This window comes from Bradyrhizobium sp. AUGA SZCCT0177, from assembly GCF_018130125.1.
Taxonomy (GTDB): domain Bacteria; phylum Pseudomonadota; class Alphaproteobacteria; order Rhizobiales; family Xanthobacteraceae; genus Bradyrhizobium.
On record NZ_JAFCMA010000006.1, the window covers coordinates 182,342 to 208,023 of the forward strand.

31 protein-coding genes are annotated in these 25,682 nt (G+C 59.8%); 20 read left to right on the top strand and 11 right to left on the bottom strand.

Going from position 1 to position 25,682, the window contains the following annotated elements; genetic code table 11:
* Window positions 1-60 precede the first annotated feature (60 nt).
* Window positions 61-246: a hypothetical protein gene (locus JQ597_RS09430; protein ID WP_212210050.1), complete on the bottom strand. Its 186-nt coding sequence runs from the start codon at window positions 244-246 to the stop codon at window positions 61-63.
* Window positions 247-271: 25 nt separating this feature from the next.
* Here JQ597_RS09430 and JQ597_RS37580 point away from each other — a divergent pair, with 25 nt between their 5' ends.
* Window positions 272-457: a hypothetical protein gene (locus JQ597_RS37580; protein WP_249133246.1), complete on the top strand. Its 186-nt coding sequence runs from the start codon at window positions 272-274 to the stop codon at window positions 455-457.
* A gap of 24 nt (window positions 458-481) precedes the next feature.
* Here JQ597_RS37580 and JQ597_RS09435 read toward each other — a convergent pair whose 3' ends face one another.
* From JQ597_RS09435 to JQ597_RS09450, 4 genes are read right to left on the bottom strand one after another with little or no spacing between them, the layout of a single operon-like run.
* Window positions 482-802 carry a cupin domain-containing protein gene (locus JQ597_RS09435; RefSeq protein ID WP_212263913.1) on the bottom strand — a complete coding sequence of 107 codons (321 nt, stop codon included), beginning with the start codon at window positions 800-802 and terminating at the stop codon, window positions 482-484.
* Window positions 799-1,554 carry a YqcI/YcgG family protein gene (locus tag JQ597_RS09440; RefSeq protein WP_212263914.1) on the bottom strand — a complete coding sequence of 252 codons (756 nt, stop codon included), beginning with the start codon at window positions 1,552-1,554 and terminating at the stop codon, window positions 799-801. The genes JQ597_RS09435 and JQ597_RS09440 overlap by 4 nt, the downstream gene beginning before the upstream one ends.
* Window positions 1,555-1,579: 25 nt before the next feature.
* Complete coding sequence (locus JQ597_RS09445) at window positions 1,580-2,872, bottom strand: MFS transporter (protein WP_212263915.1); 1,293 nt, start codon at window positions 2,870-2,872, stop codon at window positions 1,580-1,582.
* Window positions 2,872-3,582, bottom strand: a complete 711-nt coding sequence (locus JQ597_RS09450) for a hypothetical protein (RefSeq protein ID WP_212263916.1) — start codon at window positions 3,580-3,582, stop codon at window positions 2,872-2,874. The genes JQ597_RS09445 and JQ597_RS09450 overlap by 1 nt, the downstream gene beginning before the upstream one ends.
* Window positions 3,583-3,643: 61 nt before the next feature.
* On the opposite strand from JQ597_RS09450, the gene JQ597_RS09455 reads away from it, so the two are divergent.
* From JQ597_RS09455 to JQ597_RS09470, 5 genes are all read left to right on the top strand, one after another.
* Window positions 3,644-4,663: a GlxA family transcriptional regulator gene (locus tag JQ597_RS09455; protein ID WP_212263917.1), complete on the top strand. Its 1,020-nt coding sequence runs from the start codon at window positions 3,644-3,646 to the stop codon at window positions 4,661-4,663.
* A gap of 249 nt (window positions 4,664-4,912) precedes the next feature.
* On the top strand, window positions 4,913-5,041 hold the full coding sequence (locus tag JQ597_RS38070; protein WP_283813406.1) for a hypothetical protein: 129 nt from the start codon (window positions 4,913-4,915) through the stop codon (window positions 5,039-5,041).
* A gap of 96 nt (window positions 5,042-5,137) precedes the next feature.
* Window positions 5,138-6,271, top strand: coding sequence for an alpha-hydroxy acid oxidase (locus tag JQ597_RS09460; protein WP_212263918.1), 1,134 nt, complete (start codon window positions 5,138-5,140; stop codon window positions 6,269-6,271).
* A gap of 145 nt (window positions 6,272-6,416) precedes the next feature.
* Window positions 6,417-6,614, top strand: coding sequence for a hypothetical protein (locus JQ597_RS09465; RefSeq protein ID WP_212263919.1), 198 nt, complete (start codon window positions 6,417-6,419; stop codon window positions 6,612-6,614).
* A gap of 544 nt (window positions 6,615-7,158) precedes the next feature.
* Window positions 7,159-7,512: a phasin gene (locus JQ597_RS09470; RefSeq protein ID WP_192738658.1), complete on the top strand. Its 354-nt coding sequence runs from the start codon at window positions 7,159-7,161 to the stop codon at window positions 7,510-7,512.
* 10 nt (window positions 7,513-7,522) lie between these two features.
* Here the strand turns inward: JQ597_RS09470 and JQ597_RS09475 are convergent, their stop codons facing one another.
* The 3 genes from JQ597_RS09475 to JQ597_RS09485 form a co-directional block, all read right to left on the bottom strand.
* Entirely contained in the window at window positions 7,523-7,780 is a 258-nt protein-coding gene (locus JQ597_RS09475) for a hypothetical protein (RefSeq protein WP_502754356.1), read from the bottom strand.
* Between the two features lie 463 nt (window positions 7,781-8,243).
* Window positions 8,244-8,453: a hypothetical protein gene (locus tag JQ597_RS09480; protein ID WP_249133248.1), complete on the bottom strand. Its 210-nt coding sequence runs from the start codon at window positions 8,451-8,453 to the stop codon at window positions 8,244-8,246.
* A gap of 312 nt (window positions 8,454-8,765) precedes the next feature.
* Window positions 8,766-8,951: a hypothetical protein gene (locus JQ597_RS09485; protein ID WP_192738654.1), complete on the bottom strand. Its 186-nt coding sequence runs from the start codon at window positions 8,949-8,951 to the stop codon at window positions 8,766-8,768.
* 911 nt (window positions 8,952-9,862) lie between these two features.
* On the opposite strand from JQ597_RS09485, the gene JQ597_RS09490 reads away from it, so the two are divergent.
* The 9 genes from JQ597_RS09490 (at window position 9,863) to JQ597_RS09530 (ending at window position 16,419) form a co-directional block, all read left to right on the top strand.
* Complete coding sequence (locus JQ597_RS09490; RefSeq protein WP_212263921.1) at window positions 9,863-10,294, top strand: hypothetical protein; 432 nt, start codon at window positions 9,863-9,865, stop codon at window positions 10,292-10,294.
* A gap of 12 nt (window positions 10,295-10,306) precedes the next feature.
* Entirely contained in the window at window positions 10,307-10,657 is a 351-nt protein-coding gene (locus JQ597_RS09495; RefSeq protein ID WP_212263922.1) for a hypothetical protein, read from the top strand.
* Between the two features lie 62 nt (window positions 10,658-10,719).
* Entirely contained in the window at window positions 10,720-11,877 is a 1,158-nt protein-coding gene (locus tag JQ597_RS09500; protein ID WP_212263923.1) for a hypothetical protein, read from the top strand.
* A 515-nt stretch (window positions 11,878-12,392) separates the two neighbouring features.
* Complete coding sequence (locus JQ597_RS09505) at window positions 12,393-12,557, top strand: hypothetical protein (protein ID WP_212263924.1); 165 nt, start codon at window positions 12,393-12,395, stop codon at window positions 12,555-12,557.
* Between the two features lie 8 nt (window positions 12,558-12,565).
* The gene (locus tag JQ597_RS09510; RefSeq protein WP_249133249.1) at window positions 12,566-12,811 is read left to right on the top strand and encodes a hypothetical protein; all 246 of its coding nucleotides are present in this window, start codon (window positions 12,566-12,568) and stop codon (window positions 12,809-12,811) included.
* A gap of 4 nt (window positions 12,812-12,815) precedes the next feature.
* Window positions 12,816-13,700: a PBSX family phage terminase large subunit gene (locus JQ597_RS09515; RefSeq protein ID WP_249147654.1), complete on the top strand. Its 885-nt coding sequence runs from the start codon at window positions 12,816-12,818 to the stop codon at window positions 13,698-13,700.
* 247 nt (window positions 13,701-13,947) lie between these two features.
* Window positions 13,948-15,174: an acyl-CoA dehydrogenase family protein gene (locus JQ597_RS09520; protein WP_249133251.1), complete on the top strand. Its 1,227-nt coding sequence runs from the start codon at window positions 13,948-13,950 to the stop codon at window positions 15,172-15,174.
* A gap of 7 nt (window positions 15,175-15,181) precedes the next feature.
* A complete protein-coding gene (locus JQ597_RS09525; RefSeq protein ID WP_212263927.1) occupies window positions 15,182-15,733 on the top strand; it encodes a flavin reductase family protein in 552 nt (183 codons plus the stop codon).
* On the top strand, window positions 15,733-16,419 hold the full coding sequence (locus JQ597_RS09530; protein WP_212263928.1) for a TetR/AcrR family transcriptional regulator: 687 nt from the start codon (window positions 15,733-15,735) through the stop codon (window positions 16,417-16,419). Before JQ597_RS09525 ends, JQ597_RS09530 begins: the two co-directional genes overlap by 1 nt.
* A gap of 7 nt (window positions 16,420-16,426) precedes the next feature.
* Here the strand turns inward: JQ597_RS09530 and JQ597_RS09535 are convergent, their stop codons facing one another.
* Together JQ597_RS09535 and JQ597_RS09540 are read right to left on the bottom strand one after the other, a co-directional pair.
* Window positions 16,427-17,302 (bottom strand): polysaccharide deacetylase family protein, encoded by an 876-nt coding sequence (locus JQ597_RS09535; RefSeq protein ID WP_212263929.1) that lies wholly within the window; start codon window positions 17,300-17,302, stop codon window positions 16,427-16,429.
* A gap of 24 nt (window positions 17,303-17,326) precedes the next feature.
* Entirely contained in the window at window positions 17,327-18,427 is a 1,101-nt protein-coding gene (locus tag JQ597_RS09540) for an LLM class flavin-dependent oxidoreductase (RefSeq protein WP_212263930.1), read from the bottom strand.
* A gap of 184 nt (window positions 18,428-18,611) precedes the next feature.
* Here JQ597_RS09540 and JQ597_RS09545 point away from each other — a divergent pair, with 184 nt between their 5' ends.
* From JQ597_RS09545 to JQ597_RS09555, 3 genes are read left to right on the top strand one after another with little or no spacing between them, the layout of a single operon-like run.
* Entirely contained in the window at window positions 18,612-19,496 is an 885-nt protein-coding gene (locus tag JQ597_RS09545) for an FAD binding domain-containing protein (RefSeq protein ID WP_212263931.1), read from the top strand.
* The gene (locus tag JQ597_RS09550) at window positions 19,493-19,975 is read left to right on the top strand and encodes a (2Fe-2S)-binding protein (protein WP_212263932.1); all 483 of its coding nucleotides are present in this window, start codon (window positions 19,493-19,495) and stop codon (window positions 19,973-19,975) included. Before JQ597_RS09545 ends, JQ597_RS09550 begins: the two co-directional genes overlap by 4 nt.
* The gene (locus JQ597_RS09555) at window positions 19,972-22,365 is read left to right on the top strand and encodes a xanthine dehydrogenase family protein molybdopterin-binding subunit (protein ID WP_212263933.1); all 2,394 of its coding nucleotides are present in this window, start codon (window positions 19,972-19,974) and stop codon (window positions 22,363-22,365) included. The genes JQ597_RS09550 and JQ597_RS09555 overlap by 4 nt, the downstream gene beginning before the upstream one ends.
* Before the next feature lie 26 nt (window positions 22,366-22,391).
* On the opposite strand, the gene JQ597_RS09560 is transcribed toward JQ597_RS09555, so the two are convergent.
* The gene (locus tag JQ597_RS09560) at window positions 22,392-23,543 is read right to left on the bottom strand and encodes a zinc-dependent alcohol dehydrogenase (RefSeq protein ID WP_212263934.1); all 1,152 of its coding nucleotides are present in this window, start codon (window positions 23,541-23,543) and stop codon (window positions 22,392-22,394) included.
* Window positions 23,544-23,730: 187 nt separating this feature from the next.
* Between JQ597_RS09560 and JQ597_RS09565 the strand changes: the two genes are divergently transcribed.
* Together JQ597_RS09565 and JQ597_RS09570 are read left to right on the top strand one after the other, a co-directional pair.
* Complete coding sequence (locus JQ597_RS09565) at window positions 23,731-24,738, top strand: ABC transporter substrate-binding protein (RefSeq protein WP_212263935.1); 1,008 nt, start codon at window positions 23,731-23,733, stop codon at window positions 24,736-24,738.
* Between the two features lie 128 nt (window positions 24,739-24,866).
* Window positions 24,867-25,682, top strand: coding sequence for an ABC transporter permease (locus tag JQ597_RS09570; protein WP_212263936.1), 816 nt, complete (start codon window positions 24,867-24,869; stop codon window positions 25,680-25,682).

The following is a 25,682-nucleotide window of genomic DNA, read 5'->3' on the forward strand; positions in this document are numbered from 1 at the left end:
CCGGCCCCGCACATTTCCCGCCGACCCTCTCGCCGCACCGAATCGGGCCGTTTCGGCCGTTCAGTTCGGCTTGCTGCGTAGGTTGTTTTTTGGCATAGTTGCAACCTGTTCGGGCTCCGCGCGATCGATTTCCAGGCGAGCCATGCGAAGTATCAGGGTCGCCGTCGTCAGGCCGAGCCGTTCGGCTTCTTGCGCAGCAGTATCTACTTTCTGGGCCAAGCCCTCACGTTTACCTGGATATGCCATTCCTGTTCCTCTTCTAAGGTGCGAGATGAAAAATCCCACTTATGTTGCAGAGCTGCAGAAGAAACTCGGAGCTCCATCGAGCGAAACGATCGAAAGCCTGCGACTGTTGAAGGCTTTCGTGAAACTTCCGTCCGGTCAGCGTTCCGAAATCATCGAGCTGGTCGAACGAGTGGCGACGGACTCTTCGTCTAACGATCCCTCATTGTCTTGACCCCCATTGCACGCGCGCCTTGCTTCAATTGTTCGCTTGATGGGCGGGTGGACGGGTCGCGATCGCGTAGACTGCGCCGCCCTCCAGCGCTTCGGATTGGTGGAGCGTGCCGGCGGGCAGGTGGATGGTATCGCCGGCGCCGACGATGCGCTGGCCGCCATCCCACATGAAATTCAGCCGGCCGCTAATGATCACGAGGATTTCATCTACCGGATGGGTGTGAAAGCGATGCACCTTGCCCGCGGCGTCATGCTGCAATTCGATGCTGCCTTGCTCGGGGAGCAGGTTCAGGATGACGGGATCGATAGCGAACTCGGTTTTCTGACTTGCAATGATTTGGGTCATGCCGCTTGCTCCTTGTCTTCGATTTGAGGCGGTTTGCTCTGCGCGAGCTTGGCGAAGGGACAGCCTCCTCCGGATTCGTTATCGTCATGCAGGAAGTACTGCTGGTACTCGCGCCCGTCGGCCGCACCGTAACGGCCGAGATGCGGTGAGGGGCTTGCATTGTCGTAGGGAATGAGCCGCTTGCGTACTTCGGCGAACGCGGCGTTGGCGGCCTTTTCGCTACCGAGGATCTTCTCGAACACCCATCGTGGCTGGAAGGTGAGCATGAAGGCGCTCGACCGGCGGCTTTGCCGCATCACGTGTGCCGGCGTCGTGCACACCACAAAAATTGGCTCTCCGGCGAATGAGAACTCCCACATTGGATGATCGATCTGTTCGGGGATCTCTGCCGGCCATGGACTCTTGTCGAGCCGTGCCAACTGGTCGAGCGTCAGCCACATCTTGCGGTAATAGGCGTCAAGCGTCTGCACCGGACGAGGCCGGGTGAATACGATCAACGAAGTGTTGGGACCGTAGGATCTGGACTCGGAGACGTATCGTGCGAGTTGGACGCCTAGAATCTCGACGTCGTAGGGATCGAGGAACAGATAGCGCAACTGGTCCTGCCGATGGCCGGTCACGCCGAAAACACAGGGAAAAGGTCTCGCTTCGCTGCTCATCTGGGCTTCGAATTCGGAGAACATGACACTTTGCCAACTGCTCACCGCATACTTCGATGCGACTTCCTCTTTTCTCAAAAACAAACGCTCCATAACGGCCCCTCTACGTTCAATGCGTCTAGCGAACTATCAATTTGGTCCTCATCAATAACGGCCCGGCGATACCCGGCAGCGACATGAGCAGCAGAATTCCGATAAGCATGCTGTACCCGGCGTCGCCGATCGCGGCAGCGCCTTGCATGCCGCCGCTGGCAGCAAGCGGACTGGCGGCAATCATGGCGAACCCGATGACGGGCTGTGCCGCGCCGGCGAAAATTCCCGCGGCCGTCGTGTTCACGGACGCGCCGACGCCGATAAGGTCGGAGGTGTATAGTTTCTTGGTGCATTTCAGCACCAGGGGTACCGTCCCGCCGGCGACAAGTCCGAGCGCCGTAAACACGATGGTAACGTAGATCAGGCCGAACGCCTGTGCGATCGGCGGCAGCAGCATTGCAATCAGCACCATCCGCAGCACGCAGATGCGGATCAGCGCGGTGTCGAGCGCGGCTGCTGCGCGGTCAGCCATGTGACCCAGAAAGATCGAGCCGACCGCGTTACCGATCATGAAGGCGAGCAGGGGGGTGGCGGCCGCCGTCGGCGAGATATTGAAGAAATGAGCCACCATCGGAATACCCCAGACGCCTGACAGTGTCGTCACGACGGCGAAGTGAGAGGCAAAAGTCATGGCGCAGCCCCAGTTGGCGAGCTGGGTCAGCGATTGTCCGGCGGCCACAACGACGCTCTTCAACGTCTTGTTGCTGCGCGATACCGGATCAGGCTTCAGCACGACCTTGGCGAAGGCAAGGTTGGCCAATCCGACGGCGGCGATGAACAGGAAACACGCGCGCCAGCCGAAGCCGGTTACCGCGGCCGCGAGCGGCGTCGTCGCGATGACCCCGCCGACGTAGCCGGATACTTGCGAGATGCCTGACATCACGCCGAACCGCTCGTCGCTGAAGCTCTGCGCCACGAGCTTCAACAGCGCCGTGAATACCAGCGCGTCGCCGCAAGCGATGACAAGGCGCGCCGCAAAAACGTCGAGCATATTCGGCGCCAGCGCAAACGCAGCACTCCCGAGCGAGGATGCCACCATACTGAACAGCACCACGCGCTTGACGCCGTAACGGTCGACCAGAAGACCCGCCGGAATCTGCATCAGCGTGTAGCCCCAGAAGTAGCTGGAGGCGAGCATCGCGACGCCGGCGGCGTCGGTGCTGAAGTCGTGCATGAGGTTCAGGCTGACCGATTGCGGCGACACGCGCTGCAGGAACGCGATGGCGTAGGCGATGGCCACCGCTGCCCAGGCCAGATAGGCGCGATCGGTGAACCGCGAGACCGGTGCGATCATGGCCTGTTGTCCGGGCATCGACATCATACCCTCGCGTATCCAACCGAGAACAGGGCATCGGCCGTATCGGGAATCACACGGGACATCGCGGCGTCGACCAGCGACGCCGCGCCATGATAGTCCTGCCGGTGGTGCTTAATGTGGCCGTAGGCGCCCCGCATGATCATGCCGGGTAGTTCCAGCAGTTTGCCGGGGTACAGCGAGGAGCACATCTCAATGCAGGCCGCTTGCAATGCGGGATCCTGCGTGTCCCCAAGCAGCGAGGGGGCAACCTTCTCGCAGATCTTGGCATTGGCGGCCCATACGATGGGATTTCGCGTCCGCCATCCATAGAGCACGCTGTCACCCTTCTCGGCGGCACCTGAGCGCCTCAGAACTTCCGAGGTGAAAAATCCGTAGAGCCCGCGGCCCTGATGGGCGGGGAGCACTTCGGTTCCACTGCGATAGATTGCAAGTCCACTGGAGATCCTCAGCACGCGATAGACCGAAAACGCGACCAGTCCTGAGCTGCTAAAAACCAGAATGAGGCTGAACTTGCTGTCGAACGGGGAGGCGTCCGCCGTCCAATGCGGCTCGCTGGCTTTCCAGTTGACGGCGATGATGCCGTTCATCGCGTCCATCAGCGGTTGGCGGTCGGGGGCTGCAACGCTTGATGCATCCGGAAAGCTGTAGACTGCGTAGTCTGTCCAGGGCGATTTGATCGCCTGATACCGGCTGCCCAGATTTCGCGTCATCGCCGAACTCCAGTTACGCCCTGAGCTATACAGGCGAGCCTCGAATGGCTTAAAGGACAATATGCCCTCGAAATCTGCCAAACCCCGACGCTCCGGACCGCGTGAAACGCCGTCGACGCGGCGTATCGCGATCGTCGCCTTTCCGGGCGTGACCCTGCTGGATATCTCCGGTCCGGCGCAGGTGTTCGCGGAGTTGGCGGCGATCGAGTTGTCTGGTCCGGGCTATTCCTTGTCCTATCTGTCAGCCTCGGGCGGGTTGGTGCCGACAGACGTCGGGATGATGGTGGATACCGCCGCGATCGATAGCGTCCGGCCGCATCAAGTCGATACGCTGGTGATCCCGGGCGGGCCCGGTATTTGGGATATCCGCAAAGACACCCGGCTGATGCAATGGATTTCGCAGACGCTACCCAAGGCACGTCGGGTGGCATCGGTGTGTCTCGGGGCTTTTGCGCTGGCCTGGACCGGCGCGCTGGACGGAAAGCGCGCCGCGACCCATTGGCGCTATTGCCCGAGGCTGCAGGACAGCTTCCCCAACATCCGCGTCGAGCCGAACGCTATCTTCGTCAAGGACGGGCGGGTCTGGTCATCGGCTGGCGTCAGCGCCGGCATCGATCTGGCGCTCGCCATGATCGAAGAGGATTTCGGCCACACCACCGCGCTCGACGTTGCGCGAAGGCTGGTGGTGTTTCTCAAGCGGCCCGGCGGCCAGAGCCAATTCTCTACCGTGCTCGCGGCGCAAGCCTCCGACGTCGAAGGGCGGTTCAGCGCGTTGCACGCCTGGATCATCGAGAATATCGCAAGCGATCTCAGGGTCGAAACACTCGCCGCGAAGGCCGGGATGACGCCTCGGACTTTTGCTCGCACCTATGCCAACCGCACCGGAATGACGCCGGCGAGCGGTGTCGAAGCGCTGCGGGTGGAAACCGCACGTCTGTTGCTGGAAAGCAGGCAGGTCGGCGGCGTGATCGAGGTCGCCAAACGCGCCGGGTTCGGCGATGACGAACGCATGCGCCGCGCGTTCCTGCGGCACCTCGGCGTATCGCCCACCGAATACAGGAACCGTTTTTCGGGCGGTTGAGCGCCGCCGCCGGGGGCCCAGCGGCCACGAAGTTCCCCTGTGTTAGTCCCCAAAATGCGCCAAGCTCTGACGTTTTTGGCCACAATCCAAATCGACCGTGACGACATGAAAATGCTGGTCGTCATTTCGATTCTTGCGCTGCTCACGGTTTCCGGGGCGGCCTATACCGACCAGCTTTTCACGGGCGATCAGCAGACGACGCGAGGGGCGGATTGAACGCGCCTCACAAGCACCTTGGGGACGACGAGCATGCTTTCAATTGATCAATTCTTGCGATTCATCAGTGTACCGGCCGTGATGGCGGCATTCCTGATTGCCTCCCAGGTCTCGGGCGCGGGAATTTTCCATTCCAAGCCGATGTACCTCGCCAGCGAATAGCAGCCCTTCGTTCCAGCACCGGATTAACCCGTTCAAAGCGGTAGCTTTTCCCATTTGTCTGCGGCTAATGTGCCGCCAAAACGGGAGAGAAACAGCATGAATGATGGGACCCCCATCCGACCGGCGAGGAATGTCGAACTCGGCGCCAGCGGCGAAGAATTCCAGAATCTCCATGAATTCGTGCGCAAGGCGCGGGCCCGGCTGAACCAGAACGCCTGGGACTATATCGTCGGGGCCTCAGAGACCGAGACGACCATGCGCCGCAACCGCATGGCGCTGGACGAGATCGCATTCCGGCCGCGGGTCCTGCGGAATGTAGCCCGGGTCGACGCGTCGACCGAGGTCTTCGGCCGTAAATTGCGCCTGCCGGTGATGATCGCGCCCGTCGGCGCGCTGGAGATTTTCGATCCCGATTCAGGTGCTGCGGTAGCACGGGGAGCCGGGACGTTCGGCGCGGCCCATATGCTCAGTTCGGTCTCCGAGCCCGGGCTTGAGGCTACGGCAAAAGCAGCGCCCGATGCGCTGCGCATCTTTCAGCTTTACGTTCGCGGCGACGATGCCTTTGTCGAAGATACCGTCAGCCGCACGATCGAAAACGGCTATGCCGCGTTTTGCCTGACGGTCGACACCGCCCATTACAGCCGGCGCGAACGCGATATCGCCAAACGCTATGTCCGCGAAAGCCGGATTCGCGCTACCGGCGGCGACTTCCAGAAGGGGCTGGAATGGCGGACCGTGAAGCTGATCAAGGACAAGTATAAGATTCCCCTGGTGCTCAAGGGTATCGCGACCGCGGAAGATGCAGTCATTGCGCTCGATCATGGGGTGGACTGGATCTATGTGTCGAACCACGGCGGACGCCAACTCGACCACGGGCGCGGCTCGATGCATGTGCTGCCCGAAATCGTAGACGCCGTTGCCGGCCGCGCCAAGATCATGGTCGACGGCTCGTTCTGCCGCGGCACAGACATTGTGAAGGCGATCGCCTCGGGTGCCGATCTCGTCGGCATCGGCCGCCTGCAATGCTGGGCGCTCGCCGCCGCGGGCGAGGCCGGCATCACCCGGATGCTGGAATTGCTGGAGGATGAAGTGATCCGGTGCCTCGGGTTGCTCGGCGTCACCAGTCTTGCGGAGCTCAACAAATCATATCTACAAGCGGCGATGCCGACCAACCTGCCGAGCGTGTTCAGTGCATTCCCGCTGCTGGATATTGAACCCTACCGGTACTGAGCACACGGCGTTACCTCTCGTCAGGTCTTGAACGCCATTTTCAAAGAGGTCGGCGCTGATTGTCGGCATGAGCTGAGTCGGTGCGCGCAAGAAGCTGCCGCGATGCAGACAAAATCTGATCGAAATCTACCAATAGTCGAAGGGAATGGTGGACAATCCTTTCGCTGAACTCAGCCTCGAAAAGGCTATTGCCCTTCGTTGGACGCTGCGGGACATTCAGGCCCGCCGGCTGAAAATGTCGCCTGTCAGCGACGAGGATCTGCACGTGCTGACCGAACTCGGTCTGATTGAGATCCGAGACGAGGGACCGGTGCTGACGGAGGCAGGGGCAGCCGTGCTGTGACCCGATCTAGAGCTTCGGTTCTGATTGAATCAGAACCGAAGCTCTAGATTCTTATTTTGTCGCGTTTTCTTCACGCGAACCGGTAGCCACTTCGCTCGAAAACGCTTTAGCGGGCCTTCAAAAAGCTCTCGCCCGAGTCGCATGGGGCGCATCGATAGGTCAGCACATCGTAACTTTGATCGCGTGGCTCGATCATGGCCAGCCTCATTTGCGCGCCGCATTTGATGCAGGGCATTTCTATGCTGGTTTGAAAGCGCGTGCAGGTTGGCGTTGGCCGGAATGTTTGCAGCATTTGTTCCCCATGTTCCCGAGAGCGACGCAAACGCCACGAACCGTCGAACTCGAGCCCCCGAATCACTATGCCACACTGTTGACATGATTGGAATCGGGTACGCTAGCCCGTATCGCTACGGGCCGGCGAAGGAATTAATTCCTTTGCGGAGGCGCCTGGACGACATCCCAGGAAGTGCGGCGCCGGCCAATACGGCGCAGACGCGGCCCTGAACTATGCTAACCTCCCAGAGACGACATTGGAGAGGCGATCATGATTGAACCGAAACTCGAAGTTCCGGCCGAGCTGCGCGATCTGGCCGAAAAAACCATCGATCAGGCAGAAAAGGCGTTCGGCATGTTCTTCGATGCCGCCGGCAAGTCGATGACGTCGATGCCGGGGCCAGGGACGGAGATTTCGAAGCAGGCGCTATCGTTCACCGAGCAGAACATGAAGGCAGCATTCGAGCACGCCCGAAAGCTGGTTCATGCGACCGACCTCCAGGAAGCGATGCGGATTCAGTCCGAATTCCTGCGAAGCCAGTTCACCAATGCCGGCGAGCATATGAGACAGATCAGCGGTGGTGTCATGTCGGCCGCCAAGGACGCGACCAAAGGCAAGTTCTGAACGGCAGCCGCTACCGCCGGCGCGCTAGTGCGACTCCGAACAGGAACGCAACGAACAGACTCGCGAGGGGCGCTTCCCGGGTAATTGCGCTGACGGTGGATAGCGGCTTGCCGGGTTGCCGTGCCGTTGCGATCGCCTCGGCTAGACGATCGACCGCGGACTGAAGCGCTGCAGACATATCCGTGATCGTGCGCGATACATCGGTCGCGGTGTCGATCGCGCGTTCGGCCATGTTGGGCTGTAGCGGTGGAGGTGTCTCGATGCTCACTGTCGACACTCACTTTAAGATTTTTAAACTTTGAAATCTGTTCAGCATGCTGGAAATGCGCGAGTAGGCGATTTGTTCCGCCACGGTTCCGCGACAGGGCGGTCTGAAGGCGGAACAATCGTCGGCCCCGGGATTTGATTCCAACACAGCAACCAATCCGGGTTTCTAAAATGACGAACAATCATTCGAAGGAAAGCCATGCGACACGCCGTGGCGGAGCACCTTTGGCGGTCGCGATTGCAGTCGCGTGTGTTGGCGGGTTCAGCATGTTAATCGCTGATTACGGCCCAAGGAATAAGCCCAAGGTGCAAACGGCCGCGGAGGCACATTACAGCACCACGGGCGATGCCGCCCGGGCGGCCGGCGCAAAGGTGATGCCGACCGAACCGAAACCGCAACTTGAACCCGATGCGCCGGGGCCGAAGCCCGTGCAGCCGGCAAACCCCGTGCGGTCCGGGTATAACTAGTCGGCAGGTTGGTCCTCGCCGTGCGAAACCCTGAGAGCAGCGTCAATTCTCATGTGAACGCGACGCTCCGCCATGTGAATCAGCCGCGTCCTGGTCTTGCCGGCCACGGTCTGCTCGCCGATCTGAAATCGCCATTGCCAGACATCCGGTTCGCCGGTGGCCGCGACGCTGTATTCCACGCCCTTGTAAATCACGATCTGCCCCATGCTGGGTCAATATCATGAGGGACAATTCTTTGCCGCTGCGATCAATCCGGGAGATTACGGAAAATGGCCCGTGATCTGCATGCTTCCCGTGCAGAATGGCGTGAAACACGAATGGCTCGATGCTGAGTTGCAGGGGCTGCGGCCGCTTCGCTCAAGAGGTACCGATAGCCGATCCCGTTGATGAACAGTCGTTCGGGCAGCTTGCAAGTAGCGGCGAGAGCTTGATGCGACGATCCTGATTTCGCGTTTGACACGTCGGGCAAATCAGGGGCAGAAAATCATCATCGCGAAATCAGGCTCGTGACCGGCGCGTCAGCGTACGCTGACGAAAGCGCCCCATACCGCAGCAAGCCCCGCTCCCACCAGGACGAGAAGCGGGTTGGCACAAAACGAACTGCCGTACTGGCACATCGTGACGCCGAGCGAGCCGATCTCGTTATGGCTTGCCGCATAGAACAGGCCCGACAGGATCGCGAGCACGGTAGCGACGAAATACATCAACGGCCTCCTTGCGATCTGATTGAGCGTTGGCTGGTGCCCTGCGCCCAATATTTCCATTTGAATGTCGATGCACCGAACCAATTTTTTGCGCTTGACGCGTCGGGCAAATCAGCGGCACATCTTCATCATCGCCGATATCGTAAAGCTCGCGCCGGTAAATCGGCCGCGGGCTTTTTCATTTGCAGCGATGCTATCCGCGGGGAAGTTTCAAATTATCCAACCTGTTGCATCGCATTTTCGGTAATTTGTCGACGGTCCGAAAAACATTCGACACGTCGGGCAAATCACCGGCAGATTTTCACCATCGCGACAATCATGCAGAGCCCGGGCGGAGCAATCCGCCGCGGGCTTTTTGTTTGAAATTTTCCAATCGGACGGCGGCCGCTTGTCACGACGCCACAACTCCCAACGCCCGTCGCCTGAGGCGTCGCAGGCGCGCCGTCGTCCGAACCTTTGAGATCATCATTAGCCGGCACGCGCGAACGCGCCGGTGTGCGGCGTGGCCAAGGTCACGGCGCAAGCGGCCCCTGCACCAGGGATACGGTTCGCGCCCGAAATGATCACACACCGGCGATCATGCCGCGCATTCTATTTCCAGAGAGAAGCCGATGATCGCGTATCTGATCTCGCTCGCGCTGATCGGCCTGATTGCAATCACGGTATGGGAGGTAGCCTCATGAGTGCCGACCGGCGTCGCCCGGTTCGTCCCGCGCCCCGAAACGATCATGGTGAAGCGAGATTTCCGACCACCAGGGGTAAGGTCGGACGTGTCAAGCAACCGGCCTGCACAAAATATCCTGAAATCATCAACGTGAACTAATGAGAAGGCGCACGAAAAGAACAGGATAATCCATAGTCTGCCTACGCGATTTCTAATTGGCCGTGCATCTGGGGCGTGGAGGCCTGATATGACGAAAGAGTTTGGTACGTTTATGCAGCGGGCGGTGAGCACTGTGATGCGGCCGAACAGCAGTTTTGCAGTCTGGGCGGCAATGTTGCTGTGCGTCGTGCAAGCACCGATTGCGCGCGCCGATCCCGCCTCCTGCATCGAAAAAGTATCTTCCTATGTCGCAGAGGTGGATCAACTTCTTGCAAAGGAAAAGAATTGGATCATGCCGTTCGTGGATCTCAATAATCGACATCCGTCGTTTGTGGATTGCGACACGGATGCCTTGTTGCTTGTAACTTGGCGATCGCGATTTCTCCAGTCGATCAATTACAATCCGCAAGCGAAGCAATTTATTGTTCTGTTCTCAAGCGACGATGTAACTGTTGGATTTTCGTATTACCCCCTGAAGAAGAAATCGGACCCTCCGTTTGTTGGCTGGGTGAAGAAGTAAAGGAGTCAAAGATTGGCTGAACGAATTTTTATGACCTTCACCAATGCGAGCGCGTTGCCTTATCAAGGGGCGGTGCTCGGGCATCATATCGTGTTGAACTACATCGATTCCGAAGGAAAACATCACACGCTTGAGGGGGTGCCGGAGCAGAAGTTCGATCGTAACGTCGCTAAGTTTTTAGCATTCGTTCAAGAGGAAGGCCGGTCCAATGGTGCAAACAATACAGATTCGCCGTTTAAGCGTCTCAGAGCGGAGAAGCGAGATGCTATCCGCTTTGCGTCAAACCTGCCATCTACGCTTATCGCTGAGGCTGACAATCTGCGTTCGCAGTGGGAGCGGATGACGAGCTTGGCGATGAGGTGAATTCGATAGGGTACGAGTATCGTCCCTTATCGCAGAACAGCAACTCGTTTGCGGCGGGAGCCTTGAAGAGGGCGGGATTTTTAGGTCCGGGAACGGTGTTTCCTGAGATTTTCGATCGTTTTTTTGCCGTCGATCCCGTAAGCGGCCAAACGCACCCGGTGAAGGTTCCAGGTTTCGATCGGCGCTTGGAAAATCCCCTCGACAAGGCGGCAGCACCTTTGCGCGGTCCGGTTACGCCGTTCGTCCCGGCGAATGCTAGCCCTGCGGGCGATCGCCAAGAGTCGTTCGATCGCCGGTTCGGAAGCTCTACTGCGGAAAGCACCAATCCAAATCTGCCCGCGTGGGTGAGGGGCGTCGGGGAAATACCGAGGGACGCTGACCGCAAGCCTGTACCGTATTTGGGTCGACGCGTCGCGGGTAAGCCGGAGGTATCTACGTTCGATGTCGGTGCACCACCCGTTCCGTTCGTTCCGTCCAACGAGGGTCTTTCTCCCCACCTTCAGAATTCACTCGATAACCGCTTCGGAAACTGGACCTCTTCTCCTGCCGGCGTCACGCCGCGCAATCCGAACTTACCCCTGCCGCCGGCTGAACCCGGCAAGCCACCCGGAATATTCAACGACAAGCCGATGCCGTTGTGGATGACACCACCGCCGTCCCGGGGATCGACAGACTTTTCCGAAGCGCCTGGCATCGGCACCAAGCCGATGCGGTATGTCAGCCGGCGGGATGGCAATCCACCGCTAGCGTCCGTTTTCGACACCGGCGCTCCGGCCGCGCAGTTCGTTCTTCCCGATCAACTGAACGCCTCTAGCGGCCGCGTCGACTGGGCCGCGGCTCTGGCGGGCCTCGATCCGCTGCATCCGATGCAGGCGGCGGCGCCGCAACGCCGAAACGCCTTCGTCAGCGGAAACGATGCCTTGTCCCGCGCAGCCGGTGGCGGCAACTCTTCGTCCAGGCCGGGGCAATCCCAGGGTCCAACGGCCTCCACGTTGTTGGAGTACATTCAACATCTGAACCAGCTGAGCGCCAACGAACCGCAGGCTCCCATATTCGAGCGTGGCGCACCGGGAGCATCGCTCGCTCCCTCGGACAGTCCAATTCCGATGGGCGGTCTTGCGGGCCGGATCGCGGCACTTACGGGCTTCGATCCCGACAATCCGGATGCGCCGCCGCCCGGCGGGCTGCTCAAGCTCTTGCTCGCCGCCCAGCAGCGGTAGTCTTGAAGATCAAAATTCCCGTCGGCTCGCGCCTTATTGTCAGGCGAGTCCTGTCGCATCGATGTTCCCCGATTTTCTGCGATTGATTGACGACCTGAAAAAGAATTTGACACGTCGGGCAAATCACCGGCTGAATATCATCATCGCGAAAATCATGCAGAGCCCGGGCGGAGAAATCTGCCGCGGGCTTTTTGTTTAAAAAATTCCAATCGGACGGCGGCCGCTTGTCACGACGCCCCAACTCCCAACGCCCGTCGCCTGAGGCGTCGCGGGCGCGCCGTCGTCCGAACCTTTGAGATCATCCTTAGCCGGCACGCGCGAACGTGCCGGCGTGCGGCGTGGCCAAGGTCACGACCGCAAGCGGCCCCTGCATCAGGGATACGGTTCGCGCCCGAAATGATTGCACGCCAGCGATCATGCCGCGCATTTATTTCCAGAGAGAGGCCGATGACGGCGTATCTGATATCGCTCGCGCTGATCGGCCTGATTGCAATCGCGGTATGGGAGGATCCCTCATGAGTGCCGAAATCATCCAGTTCATCCCGCGCCCCGGGCATGATCATGAACAGACCGATTTCCCGACGATCGCGTTCCGCTCCGCGGTGCACGAGCCTGCGGCGGACCCGACCGACCTTACGCCGTGCGAATACGTCACGGCGGATCATGACGAGGCGCAGTGAGGAAACCCTTGGCAGACATCCGCTCACTGGCACGGAGCCAGACCAAGACGGCCATCAACGTCCTCGTCAAAATCATGCAAAGCAAGGATGCGACGCCTGCGGCGCGCGTCTCGGCGGCCAACGCCGTCCTCGATCGCGGCTGGGGCAAGGCCGCGCAACCACAGGAGAGCGGCAATGAAGTCCCGGGCGGGCCTCCCCAACGCATCGAACGGCACATCGTCAATCCTGAAAATCCCGACAGCGAAAGTATTTGAACCGTTGCTTCGGCCCAGCAGGTACCGCGGAGCTTTCGGCGGCCGGGGATCCGGAAAGTCGCATTTTTTTGGCGAGCTGCTGGTCGAGACCTGCCAGGCCGAACGCGGCACGCTTGCGGTCTGCATTCGCGAGGCGCAACGGACATTGGCGCAGTCGAGCAAGCGGTTGATCGAGAGCAAGATCGCCGCGCTCGGCGTCGGCAGCGGCTTCAAGCTCTACAGCGACAAGATCGAAACGCCCGGAGATGGAATCATCATCTTCCGGGGTATGCAGGATCACACTGCCGACTCGATAAAATCACTGGAAGGGTTTCGTATTGCCTGGATCGACGAGGCGCAGAATCTGAGCGCGCGCAGCCTGTCGCTGCTGCGTCCGACGATCCGCGCCGAACGCTCGGAGCTGTGGGCGAGCTGGAATCCGCGCCGGAAGTCCGACGCGATCGACGATTTCCTGCGGACGCGCCAGCCGCCGGGTGCGTGCGTGATCAAGGCGAGTTGGCGTGACAATCCCTGGTTTCCCTCCGTGCTGGAGGAGGAGCGGCAACTCGATTTGTCGCTCTATCCGGATCGCTATGACCACATCTGGGAGGGCGACTACATCGGCGCGTTCGAAGGCGCGTACTTCGCCGGGATGCTGTCGCAGGCGCGAAGCGACGGGCGCATCGGCAAGGTCTCGGCCGATCCGCTGTTGCCGCTCCGCGCCTTCATCGATATCGGTGGCTCCGGCGCGACGGCGGATGCCTTCACGATCCTGGATTATTACGAATCCGTGGGGCAAGTGCTGGCGTTTCACGTCAACTGGCTGCGCAGCAAGGGTTACCGGCTGTTTCAGCCGCCAGTCCCATGGGCTTGGCCAAATACGCTTTATTGGCGCAAGCTCATTGGATAGCCAGCGTCCAGCATTCTTTCGAAGTACTCCTCGCCCGGTGGCCTGACGGCCGCCGGGCTCTTTTTCGTTTTAGCATGGGTGCATAGCCAACGAATCCGTCTGGCGCGACGCAAAAGATCACATGGCACCAGCCCAATTTGGCGGAAGAGGCATGTTCCGCGCGCCTTGATCATTGGCGGTGAGGCGGTAGACTGGCCAGGCCCAACCGCTTCAAGTTCGCAACGACGGATTGGGCAAGGAAACGCCAATGCCAGGGGACGGCCGCAGGCCAGATGCAAGTTCGCTCGCGGGACCGGGTACGGACAGCTATGCCGCTATGGTTGCCCGCGCCAGAGCGCTGATCCCGAAATTGCGGGAGCGTGCTGCCAGGACCGAAGAACTGCGGCGCCTGCCACCGGAGACCGAGCGAGATTTACACGATGCCGGCCTGTTCCGGATCATACAGCCCAAACGCGTCGGCGGCGCCGAACTCGACTATGTTGCGCTGGTCGATTGCGCCGATGCGCTGGGGCAGGCGGATGCTTCCGTAGCGTGGAATTTTGCCAATCTTGCAAGCCATCACTGGATGCTAGGCATGTTTGACCGGCATGCGCAGGACGCCGTCTGGGACAAGGACGCCAATGCGTTGATCGCCTCGTCATTCATCTTTCCAGCTGGCCGAGCCAGAAAAGTCGATGGCGGATATGTGCTCAATGGCCACTGGCCGTTTTCCTCAGGCGTCGAATCCTGCGATTGGAACATGCTCGCCAGCGTGGTTTCGTCCGACGATGACGCCGACGGTATCGAATACCGGCTCTTCCTGCTCAACAAGAGCGACTACAAGATCAACGATACCTGGAACGCGACCGGCCTGTGCGGTACCGGATCGAACGATGTCAGGGTCACGGACGCCTTCATCGCCGAGCAGATGACGATCGCCGTCAGCGATCTTACCGGCGGGCCAACCCCGGGGAGTGCCGTCAATCCAAACGCCCTCTATGCGCTGCCGGTATTCTCGTTGTTCCCCTATGTATTATCAGGCGTCGGTCTGGGTAATGCACAGGCCTGTTTGAATGATTATGTCGAATTCGCACGTCATCGCGCCTCGACCTACAATCGGGCCAAGCTCAGCGATATGCAGACGACCCAGATCAAGATCGCGGAGGCCTCCGCCAAGATCGACGCGGCGCGGCTGGTCATGCGCACAAACTGCATCGAAGCGATGGTGGACGCTCGACGTGGTCACGTTCCGGATATAGCAGACAAGACGCGATTGCGGCGTGACGGCGCGTTCTCTGTCAACCTCTGCACTGAGGCCGTGTCGCTGCTGTTTGCTGCAAGCGGCGCGCGCAGTCTGTTTACGTCGGGTGCGTTGCAGCGGCAGTTTCGCGATGCCCACGCGGTGAATTCGCACCTCGCGTTCAATTTCGATGCGGCGGGAACCAATTATGGACGTGTAGCGCTTGGCCTGCCGTCCGAAAACCTGACGCTCTGAGGCGAGGATGTCCGACGCACCCAAACATCCGGCCGATCCCGCGAACGAGTTCGCCAGCGACAACTCGGCGATCGATCCCCGGGATTTTCGTAATGCGCTCGGTACGTTCGCTACCGGCGTCACTATCGTTACAGCGATGGCGGCTGACGGAAAGCCGTATGGCGTGACCTGCAACTCCTTTGCCTCAGTCTCGCTGAATCCGCCGCTGGTCCTGTGGAGCCTCGGCATGTTCTCGCAGGGCTTGACCATCTTCCAGAACGCCAGCCATTTCGCAGTCAATGTTCTCGGTGCTTCTCAGCAGACGCTGGCCTCGCAATTCGCAAAATCCTCCGGCGACAAATTCGCCGGCGTGAGCTGGACGCCGGGGCTCGGCAACGCCCCGGTGCTTGCTGACAGCGTCGCAAATTTTCAGTGCCGTGCCGCCAATCGATACTACGGCGGTGACCACATCATTTTCCTGGGAGCCGTCGAGGCCTATACTTATAATGGGCAGCAGCCACTGTTGTTTGCACGCGGCGGATTCGGCCGATTCCTTGCCGGCGATGACGGCAAATCCTGATGAGCAGGAAAGAAGAGGCCAAACGTGCTGGCGCCAAGCAAAGGCGCCTCTCGCCCGACGATCGTCGCCGGGAATTTGTTGCGAAGGCGACAGAATTTTTCTCGGAAGAGGGATTTGGCGGTGGAACGCGAGCATTGGCGCGGCGGCTTGGCGTAACGCAGCCGCTGCTCTATCGCTACTTTCCAAGCAAGGGCGACTTGATCAAGGAAGTTTATCGCACGGTCTATCTCGATCCGCTCGAGACCGGCTGGGAGAAACTGCTGACCGATCGCTCGCGGCCGCTTCGTGACCGGCTGCTGGAGTTCTACCGTACCTATACCGACGCGATCTTCACCCGGAAGTGGCTTCGCATCTATCTCTATTCGGGCTTGAAGGGCCTCGACATCAATCGCTGGTATGTCGGCATGGTCAAGGAAAAGATGCTGACCCGGATCATCCGGGAGTGCCGTCATGAAGCGGGACTTGCGGTGCAAAACAAGCCGAGTGCGACAGAACTTGAGCTCGCCTGGTTCCTTCACGGCGGAATTTTTTACTACGGAGTTCGCAAATACATTTACGATTCGCCGGTGCTCGAAGACAAGGACCGGATGATTAGCGATGCGCTGGATGTCTTCCTGGCCGGCTTCGAGCGGGTTAACGAAACCTCGGCGGATATTCGTCGTGCGCCAATCAAGGTGGTGGGATAGGTAGCTGTTATTTTCCGGCTGTTTCCGCGCGATACCAGTCGCCGATTTCGCTTGCGGTCATCAGTGCCACGCCGTCATGGCTGATGACGTAGTCCAGCAGCGCCTCCAGATATTTGATGCGATGCGGGACCCCCGTAATATAGGGATGTATCGAGATCGCCATGATCCGCGCGTTCGATTCGCCTTCGAGATAGAGCCGGTCGAACTGATCCATGCCACGCTTCAGGAATTGCTCGGAGGGCTGATGTTGCAGCGCATGGACGACGATATCGTTGGTTTCGACCGAATAGGGGATCGTCGTGATGGTGCCGTGGGGCGTGGCGATATCCTGCGGCAGGTCGTCGATTACCCAATCCGCCAGATATTCGATGCCGTTGAGGCGCAGCAGATCGAGAGTTTCCCCGGTCTCGGTGAGGCCCGGGCTCTCCCATGATCGCGGTGCTTTGCCGGTAAATTTTGCGATTGTTTCGACGGAGCGCTTGATCGCATCGGCTTGATTGTCGAGCTTGTGCATCGGCCCCTGCAGGAATCCGTGGCCCATAAACTCGAAGCCGGCCTCGAGCGCGGCGGACGCAACGCGCGGATAGGAATTGCAGACATTGGCATTCAGGGCCAGCGTTACCGGCATCTTGCGGTCGGTCAGCGCCTTGAACTGCCGCCAGAAGCCGGCCCGCATGCCGTATTCATGCCAGGACCAGTTCGGCACGTCAGGCAGCTGCGGCTGGCCCATCGGCGGGCTGAGCACCGTCCGCGGCATCGCGTTCTCGATCCGCCATTCCTCTACGTTGAGGATCACCCACACTGCGAGCTTCTTGCCGCCGGGAAGCGTCAACTTTGGTCGATCGATTTGGGCCTGATAGGGAATACGATCACTAAGAGCCACGGCAGATTCCTTGGATGAATTGATCTATCCGGACGCCTTGCCGGACATGTCTGCGCTAACGCGCGGCATGACTTTTTCGGCCATCAGGATCATCGACTGGCGTCCAAGCTCACGATCCTTCCAGTCCTTGCCGGCATAAAGGAGCGTGCCAAAGGGCCCGGTCTCCTCCTGAAAAGCCAGCAGTTGGTCGGCCACGCTATCTGGCGTGCCGTGAATGATGAGTTTGTCGCAGATCGACTCGAGCGTCACTTCCTCGTCGGGCTGATCGCGGCGCGTTTTGAACAACTCGATGCGGCCGCCACGCTTCAACTTGGTGAATAGCGAGCGATAATAATAGACATATGGACCGTTCGGATCGGTGGCATAGGCTTTTGCCGTTGCAGCGTCCTTGGCTACAAACACGCTTTTGGCGACCCGCCAGTTCGCCGACTCTGCGGGGCGGCCGACACGTTCGCAGCCTTCAACGTATTTAGGCCAATGGCTTTTGACCCAAGCCGGCATCAGGAAGTTCGCCGAAATCGGATCCCAGCCGCGCGCAGCGGCTTCGGTCACGCCTTTCGAGAACGGCGCCACTGCCGTCACTACGATCGGTGGATGCGGCCGTTGTAGCGGGCGCGCGATGAACCCCTGACCAATGTCCTCAATCAGGGTCTTCTGTACCGATACATTCCAGTACTTGCCTTGGAGGTTATACGGAGGCCCGCTTGCCCAGATATCAAGGACCTGATTGATCGCCTCCAGGAACATCGCGTTGCGATCTGCGTCGAGATTACCGAAAACTTCAGCGTCGGACAGCAACCCACCGGGGCTGATACCGAAGATCAGGCGGCCGTCGAGCATGTGATCGAGCATCGCGATCGAGGCTGCAAGCGCCGCCGGATGAGTGTTCGGCATGTTGATGGTGCCGGTTCCAAGCTTGATTTGCTTGGTCGCCGCGGCAAGCCAGGCGATGAATGCGATGCAGGATGTGATGTTCTCGGCTTTGTCGGTGACGTGCTCGCCGACATAAGCTTCGCTGTACCCGAGCTCGTCGGCCAGCAGGAAGGCTTCGCGATCCTCTTTGAGGGACAGCCGCCAATCCTTGCCGACAGGATGGATGGGCATCGTGAAGAAGCCGAGCTTCATGGTCTGATCCCCCAAGGGCAGGCTTTTTGTTTGGTAGGAAACGTGCGTCGGTCGCAAAATGATAACAAGTCCCAAAGTCGCGGGCACCGAAATAATCACTCGATAAACAAACTTGACCTTTAAAAATTGTCGCCGTCTAATCCAAAGAAAATGCCGATATCCGGCAGGGGGAGGTTACGCCGAAATGAAAGCCTCGGCTTTCGCTTATGCCCGCCCGACCAGCGTCCCAAGTGCGCTGGAACTGTTGGTCGCGTACGGGGACAAGGCCAAGGTGTTATCCGGCGGCCAAAGCCTGATGCCGGCAATGAATCTGCGCCTGATCTCCCCCGAATTCATTGTCGATATCGGTGAATTGGCTGAGCTTCGCGGGATAGTTGTGAAAGGCGACGTCTTAACCGTTCGTGCGCTGACGCGTCACGTGGACGTCCTGAGATCTCCCGAAATCGCGACCCATGCTCCTCTGTTGAGGGACGCTACCTCCCATGTCGCGCATCCGGCGATCCGCAACCGCGGCACGCTCGGCGGCAGCCTTGCGCACGCGGATCCGGCTTCCGAATTGCCGGCTTGCATGGTGGCGCTGGGCGCAACCGTCATCGTTTGCGGGCCACGCGGCGAGCGGCGAATCCCTGCTCAAGAATTCTTCACCGGCATTTACGAGACGGCACTTTCGCCACAGGAACTGCTGGTTGCCGTCGAACTGCCTGTCGCGCGGAAAGATTCTGCGCACTTCTTCCATGAATTTGCCCGCCGTCATGGCGACTATGCCATTGTCGGCTTGGCGGCGCAGTCGACCATCGTAGACGGGCAGTTCACTGATCTCCGCCTCGGTTTCTTTGCCGTGGGCGACCGGCCTTTGCTCGCCGGGGCTGCCGGAAAACTTGTTAACGTCGCCGTCACGCCGGAAGTCCTGGCCAACGCCTCCGCGGTACTGGGCGAAGAGCTGGATCCGCAGGAGGATCAGCAGGCTACTCCGGCCATGCGGCGGCACCTCGCGAAAGTATTACTTCAGCGTTGCGTGTCCACGCTGCTTTCCCGTGCCGACTTGCAGTCGGGGGTACCCGCGCGATGACCCCTGTGCCCATTTTCCTCGAAGTCAATGGCGAGCGTATCGACACCCATGTGTTGCCGCGGCTGAACCTGGCCGACTTCCTGCGTGAGCATATGAAGTTGACCGGTACGCATGTCGGGTGTGAGCACGGGGTTTGCGGTGCCTGCACGGTGCGCTTCAATGGCGAGATCGTGCGCTCCTGCCTGATACTGGCGGTACAAGCCCAAGAAGGCTCGGTCGAAACGATAGAGGGTTTGTCCGACAGAGGTGAAATCGCGGATCTGCAGGCCGCGTTCCGCGATCGTAACGCCTTGCAATGCGGCTTCTGCACACCGGGAATGTTGATGGCGGCGCAGGATTTGCTGCAGCAGACTCCGGAGCCGGATCGGAAAAAGATTCGTGAGCATCTTTCCGGCAACTATTGCCGTTGTACCGGCTATCAAGCGATTATTGATGCGATTGAGACGACAGCGCGGTTGCGCGCAGGACGCGCGACATGACACGCAAACCTGCGAATCGTGACGCGTTTTCGGTGCTCGACCGGCCGAACTCCTATATCGGCAAGACCGTGCCGCGGCCGAACCTCGACCGGCTGATGCAGGGACGCGGGTTATATGTCAGCGACATCGAACTGCCGCACATGGCGCATGTTGTGTTCCTGCGCTCGCCGCACGCGCATGCAAAAATCACAGGTATCGACGCAGCGGCGGCAGAACGCATGCCGGGTGTAATTGCCGTCGTCACCGGCCAGGAAATTGCTGTGGTTATCACGCCGTGGGTTGGGGTGCTCTCGCACTTGAAGGGTCTCAAATCTGCGCCGCAAAGCGCGATCGCGGTTGATCGGGTGTGCTGGCAGGGCGAAGCCGTCGCGGCAATCATCGCAACTAGCCGCGCCGCTGCCGAGGACGCGGCAGAACATATCTCCGTCGCGTATGAGGAACTCGACGCCGTGACGGACATGCAAACTGCGCTCGATCCCACAACGTCCGTGATCCATCCCGCGCTCGGCGACAATCTGGCCTTCGAGCGTAATCATGACGCAGGCGCCGTCGACGCGGCCTTTGCTGCCTCCGACGAGGTGGTGGAAGCAGAATTCATTTTTGGGCGGCACACCGGCGTGACGCTGGAGCCTCGTTCGGTAGTTGCCGACTGGAACTCTGCCGAAGGGCGACTCACGATCTATCAGGGCACGCAGGCGCCGCATATGGTGCAGAATATTGCGGCGCTGCATCTCGGTCTTCAGGAGTCCCAGGTCCGCGTGGTCTGCAAGGACGTCGGCGGCTCCTTCGGTATCAAGGTCCACGTCTACGCCGACGAAATGGCGACTTACGCACTGTCGAAACTGCTGCGGCGGCCGGTCAAATTCGTCGCCGACCGGGTCGAGAGTTTTAACACCGATATCCATGCGCGCGACCATCGCTGCAAGGGAAAGATCGGAGTCAAACGCGATGGTATCATCACCGCGTTCGAGATTGACGATCTCACGGGTATCGGGCCGTATTCAATGTATCCGCGAACCAGCGCCATCGAGGCCAATCAGGTCGTCAACCTGGTCGGTGGGCCCTATGTGACCAAGAACTACCGCGCCCGCGCCCGCGTCGTGTTCCAGAACAAGAACGTCATGTGTCAGTATCGTGCGGTCGGGCATCCGATCGCCTGTTCAGTAACTGAGGGTCTGGTCGATCTGGCGGCGATGAAGATCGGCATGGATCCCGTCGAAATTCGCCGTCGCAATCTGATTGCCGACGACGCTTACCCCTGTGCTTCGCCTTCGGGTTTGCGTTTCGAGCAATTGTCGCATCATGCCGCGTTGGCGAAACTTATCAAGATGATGGACTATGACGCGCTGCGCGCGGAACAGGCAATGTTGCGAGCCAGAAACATTCATCGCGGTATCGGCATCGCCAGCTTTATCGAAGTCACCAATCCCAGCGCGGCATTCTATGGCGTCGGCGGCGCCAAGATATCGTCGCAGGATGGCGTTGCGGTGCGGCTTGATGCCCAGGGAGCCGTAGTCTGCCAAACCAGCATCACCGAGCAGGGGCAGGGATCGGAATCGCTCACCGCCCAGATCGTCGGCAGCGTCCTCGGCGTCTCGATGGATCGCGTTCGCGTCATTCTGGGGGACACCGACAACACGCCCTATGGCGGCGGCACGTGGGCTTCGCGCGGGGCCGGCATCGGCGGTGAGGCCGCACTTCAGGCCACCAAGGTCCTGCGCAAGAACATCCTCGATGTCGCCGCTGCCATCCTGCAATCGTCACCCGGCGATCTCGACATCGTCAGCAATAGCGTTGTGAACGTCAGCGATGGCGCGCCGCGCATTGAATTGAGTGAATTGGCGAGGATCGTTTATTTCCGTCCCGATACGCTGCCACCGGGTATTCAGGCGGAGCTGATGGCGACACGGCATTTTGTCCCGCGAGAATATCCCTTCGCCTTTACTAACGGTGTCCAGGCCTCATGGCTGGAGGTCGATACCGACACCGGCTTCGTTAAATTGTTGAAGCACTGGGTGGTCGAGGACTGTGGCACGATCATCAATCCGCAGCTGGTTGACGAGCAGATCAGGGGCGGGGTGGTGCAGGGCCTTGGCGCCGCGCTGTTCGAAAAATGCGTTTATGACGAACGAGGCCAGCTCACCAACGCTAACATGGCCGACTATCTGGTCCCGATGTCCGGCGAAATGCCGGATATTGATATCGGCCATGTGGTGTCGCCCACGATGGAATCGGAATTGGGCGCCAAGGGCGCGGGCGAGGCCGGTACGGCCGGGGCGGCCGCCGCCGTGACCAATGCGGTCAATGACGCGCTCAGGCCGTTTGGGGCAATAATCACGGAGATTCCGCTGACGCCTCAGATGATCCTGACTGCGCTGGGGAGAATCTGAACGACGGTGCCAGCGAAAGCCAGTGTTCACTCGGCTGCAACGTTCGCGATCGAACTCGCCTGCCGATTGGTGACGACCACCTTGATGGCATCGTCAACACGCTCACGCGCGTATCTTAGCGCGGTTGGCAGATCGCCGAGTGGAAACGTATGTGTATGGATTTTCGTCGCATCGAAGCGCTTTTCCGCCATGAGTGCCATGGCACGGCGGGTCGCGCTGCGGCCCTCGCCGCGAATGCCGTAGGCATAGATGTTGTTCTTTACGAGATGTGCGAGATCCATCGTGACGGGATCATGTGGGAACGCGGCAAGGCAAATTTTTCCACCGCGATTGGTCATGTGAATGGCTTGATTGATTGTAGTTTCGCTTCCGGCGCATTCAACGACGTAGTCGGCGCCGATACCGGTAAGTTGCTTAACGACTTCGACTGGGTCCTCGTCGTTGATATTGATGACGCGATCGGCGCCTAGTTCCTGACCGATTGCGAGCCGTTTGTTGCGCGTTCCAGTCAAGATCACCGGGCTCGCGCCGAGCGCTTTGGCAACGGCGACCGCGAGCAGTCCGATCGGCCCCGGGCCGATCACCACGACGCTCTCGCCCGCGACCAACCCTCCCAATTCGGTCAAGCCATACATTGAGGTGCCGGCGGTGACGACCAGCGTCGCCTCCGCGTCACTCATCGTATCTGGTACGCGTGCCAGCGTGTTGATGTGGTTGACGGCGTATTCGGCAAAACCGCCATCGGTGGTGAAACCGTTGGCGCGATGTCCCTTCTCGGGCTTTCCGTAATTCAGGCACGAGGTGTACATGCCCTGGCGGCAGCGCTTGCACTGGCCGCAACCAGCGTGGATCTCCACGCTGATCCTTTCTCCAATCGTGAATTCGTCGACGTCAGGTCCGAGCGCTGCGACAGTGCCCATGTATTCGTGGCCCGGCGTGAAATTCTTGTTGAAGGGCAGGCCACCCTGAATGCTCGCCGGCGAGCCTGTATGAATGATCTCAAGGTCGGTTGCGCAGATCGCAACCGCATCGATCCGGACCAGCACTTCCGCGCGCGTGGGAACGGGGACCGGTTTCTCGCGCAAGGAGAGGTGGTCCGGGTCGTCCAGTACCCAGGCCCTCATTTGGTTAGGGATGGGTAGGTCGGGGGAAGTCTTGACGCCGGCGGGCTGGTACATGAAGCGTCTCCTCTCATGTCGAAGCCTAGCTGAAATCGTCGGCTGACGAAATTCCCGGACGGCTACAGCGCGGCTGCAGCCGTTTGCTGCATAGCAATAGACTGTCGCAAAACCTTCATGCGCAGCCTATACTTGGTCGCCGGTTGGTGCTGATATCCTTTTCGGCCGCTCGAAACCGGAGTTATCCATGAAGACCGTCCGTTTTGTTCTTGTCTTGCTGGCGCTAGCGCTGATCGCGCCCGGGCAATCTGCCAAAGCGGCCGACGTCATTTGCTATAATTGCCCCCCGGAATGGGCGGACTGGGCCTCGATGCTCAAGGCGATCAAGGCCGATCTCAATTACGATATTCCGCACGACAACAAGAACTCCGGTCAGGCTCTGGCGCAGATATTGGCCGAGAAAAGCAATCCCGTCGGCGATATCGGCTATTTCGGCGTCACCTTCGGTATGAAGGCCAAGGCGCAGGATGCCCTTGAGCCCTACAAGCCCGCCAACTGGGAGCAAGTCCCTGCCGGCTTGAAGGACGCCGACGGTTACTGGACCACGATTCACTCGGGCACGCTTGGCCTGTTCGTGAACAAGGATGCGCTTGGCGGCAAGCCGGTGCCGGCCTGCTGGAAAGATCTCCTCAAGCCCGACTATAAGGGTATGGTCGGCTATCTCGACCCGTCTTCAGCCGCGGTCGGGTACGTCGGTGCAGTCGCGATCAACCTGGCGCTTGGCGGCTCGGCGGCCAATTTTGATCCCGCAATCAGCTTCTTCAAGGACTTGAAGAAGAACGACCCGATCGTCCCCAAGCAGACTTCCTATGCCCGTGTGGTTTCGGGCGAGATGCCGATCCTGCTGGATTACGATTTCAACGCCTATCGCGCAAAATACTCGGAGAAAGGTAATTTCGAGTTTGTGATCCCTTGCGAAGGTTCTGTGGTGTTTCCTTACGTCGTTGGCCTCGTCAAGAATGCGGCGCACAAGGACAAGGCCAAGAAGGTTCTCGACTATCTTCTGTCCGACAAGGGGCAGGCGATCTGGACCAACGCCTATCTGCGTCCCGCGCGGCCGATCGAGCTGCCTGAGGCCGTGAAGAAGAAGTTCCTGCCCGACAGCGACTACACGCGCGCGAAAAATGTCGACTGGGGTCAGATGGAAAACATGCAAAAAGGCTTCGTCGACCGCTATCTCGCCGAGGTTCGCTGAGGCAATATGGCGTCCGGTTAGAGCGTTTTCGAGCGAAGTGGTACCGGTTCGCGTGAAGAAAACGCGTCGACGAAGTAGAGCTGCGGTTCTGATTCGTCAGAACTGAAGCTCCGGGGCGCCTTCTGCTGATGTCGCATAGATCCTTTGTCTGGTTGTGCCTGCTGCCGCTTGCGGTGGTGACGGCAGCGTTTTTTCTGCTCCCGATGGCGCGGCTGGTCGTGACCGGGGCGGAAGGCCCACAGGGCGCCGCGGGCTATCTGGCGATCCTGACCGAGCCGCGTTACCGCGCAACCTTGATCAATACGGTGGCGCTGGCAGCCGCGACCACCATTGTGACGCTGATAGTGGCGACGATTGCTGGAATGTTCCTGCAGCGGCATCGCTTCCCCGGCCGCGCCGTACTGATTGCGATGCTGACCTTTCCGCTGGCGTTTCCCGGCGTGGTTATCGGCTTCCTGATCATCCTGCTCGCCGGCCGCCAGGGGCTGATCGGTGATCTTTCCAACCGCGTGTTGGGCGAGAAGCTGGTCTTTGCCTACTCGATCTACGGGCTGTTCCTCGGTTATCTCTATTTCTCGATCCCGCGCGTCATTCTCACCATCATGGCTGCGGTGCAGAAGCTCGATGTTGGTTTGGAAGAGGCAGCCCGTTCGCTGGGGGCCAGTCCATGGGCGGTGCAGCGCGATGTGGTGTTGCCGGCGTTGGCGCCGGCCTTCGTCGCCTCCGGTGCGATTGCCTTTGCGACGGCGATGGGGGCGTTTGGTACGGCGTTTACGCTGGCGACCAACATCGATGTGTTGCCGATGCTGATCTATACCGAGTTCACGCTGGCTGCGAATTTTTCGACTTCGGCCGCGCTGTCGGTCGGGCTCGGCATCATTACCTGGTTCATCCTGGCGCTCGCCCGCTCCTTCAGCGGCAGCGCAGTTGCGGCGGCTGGATGA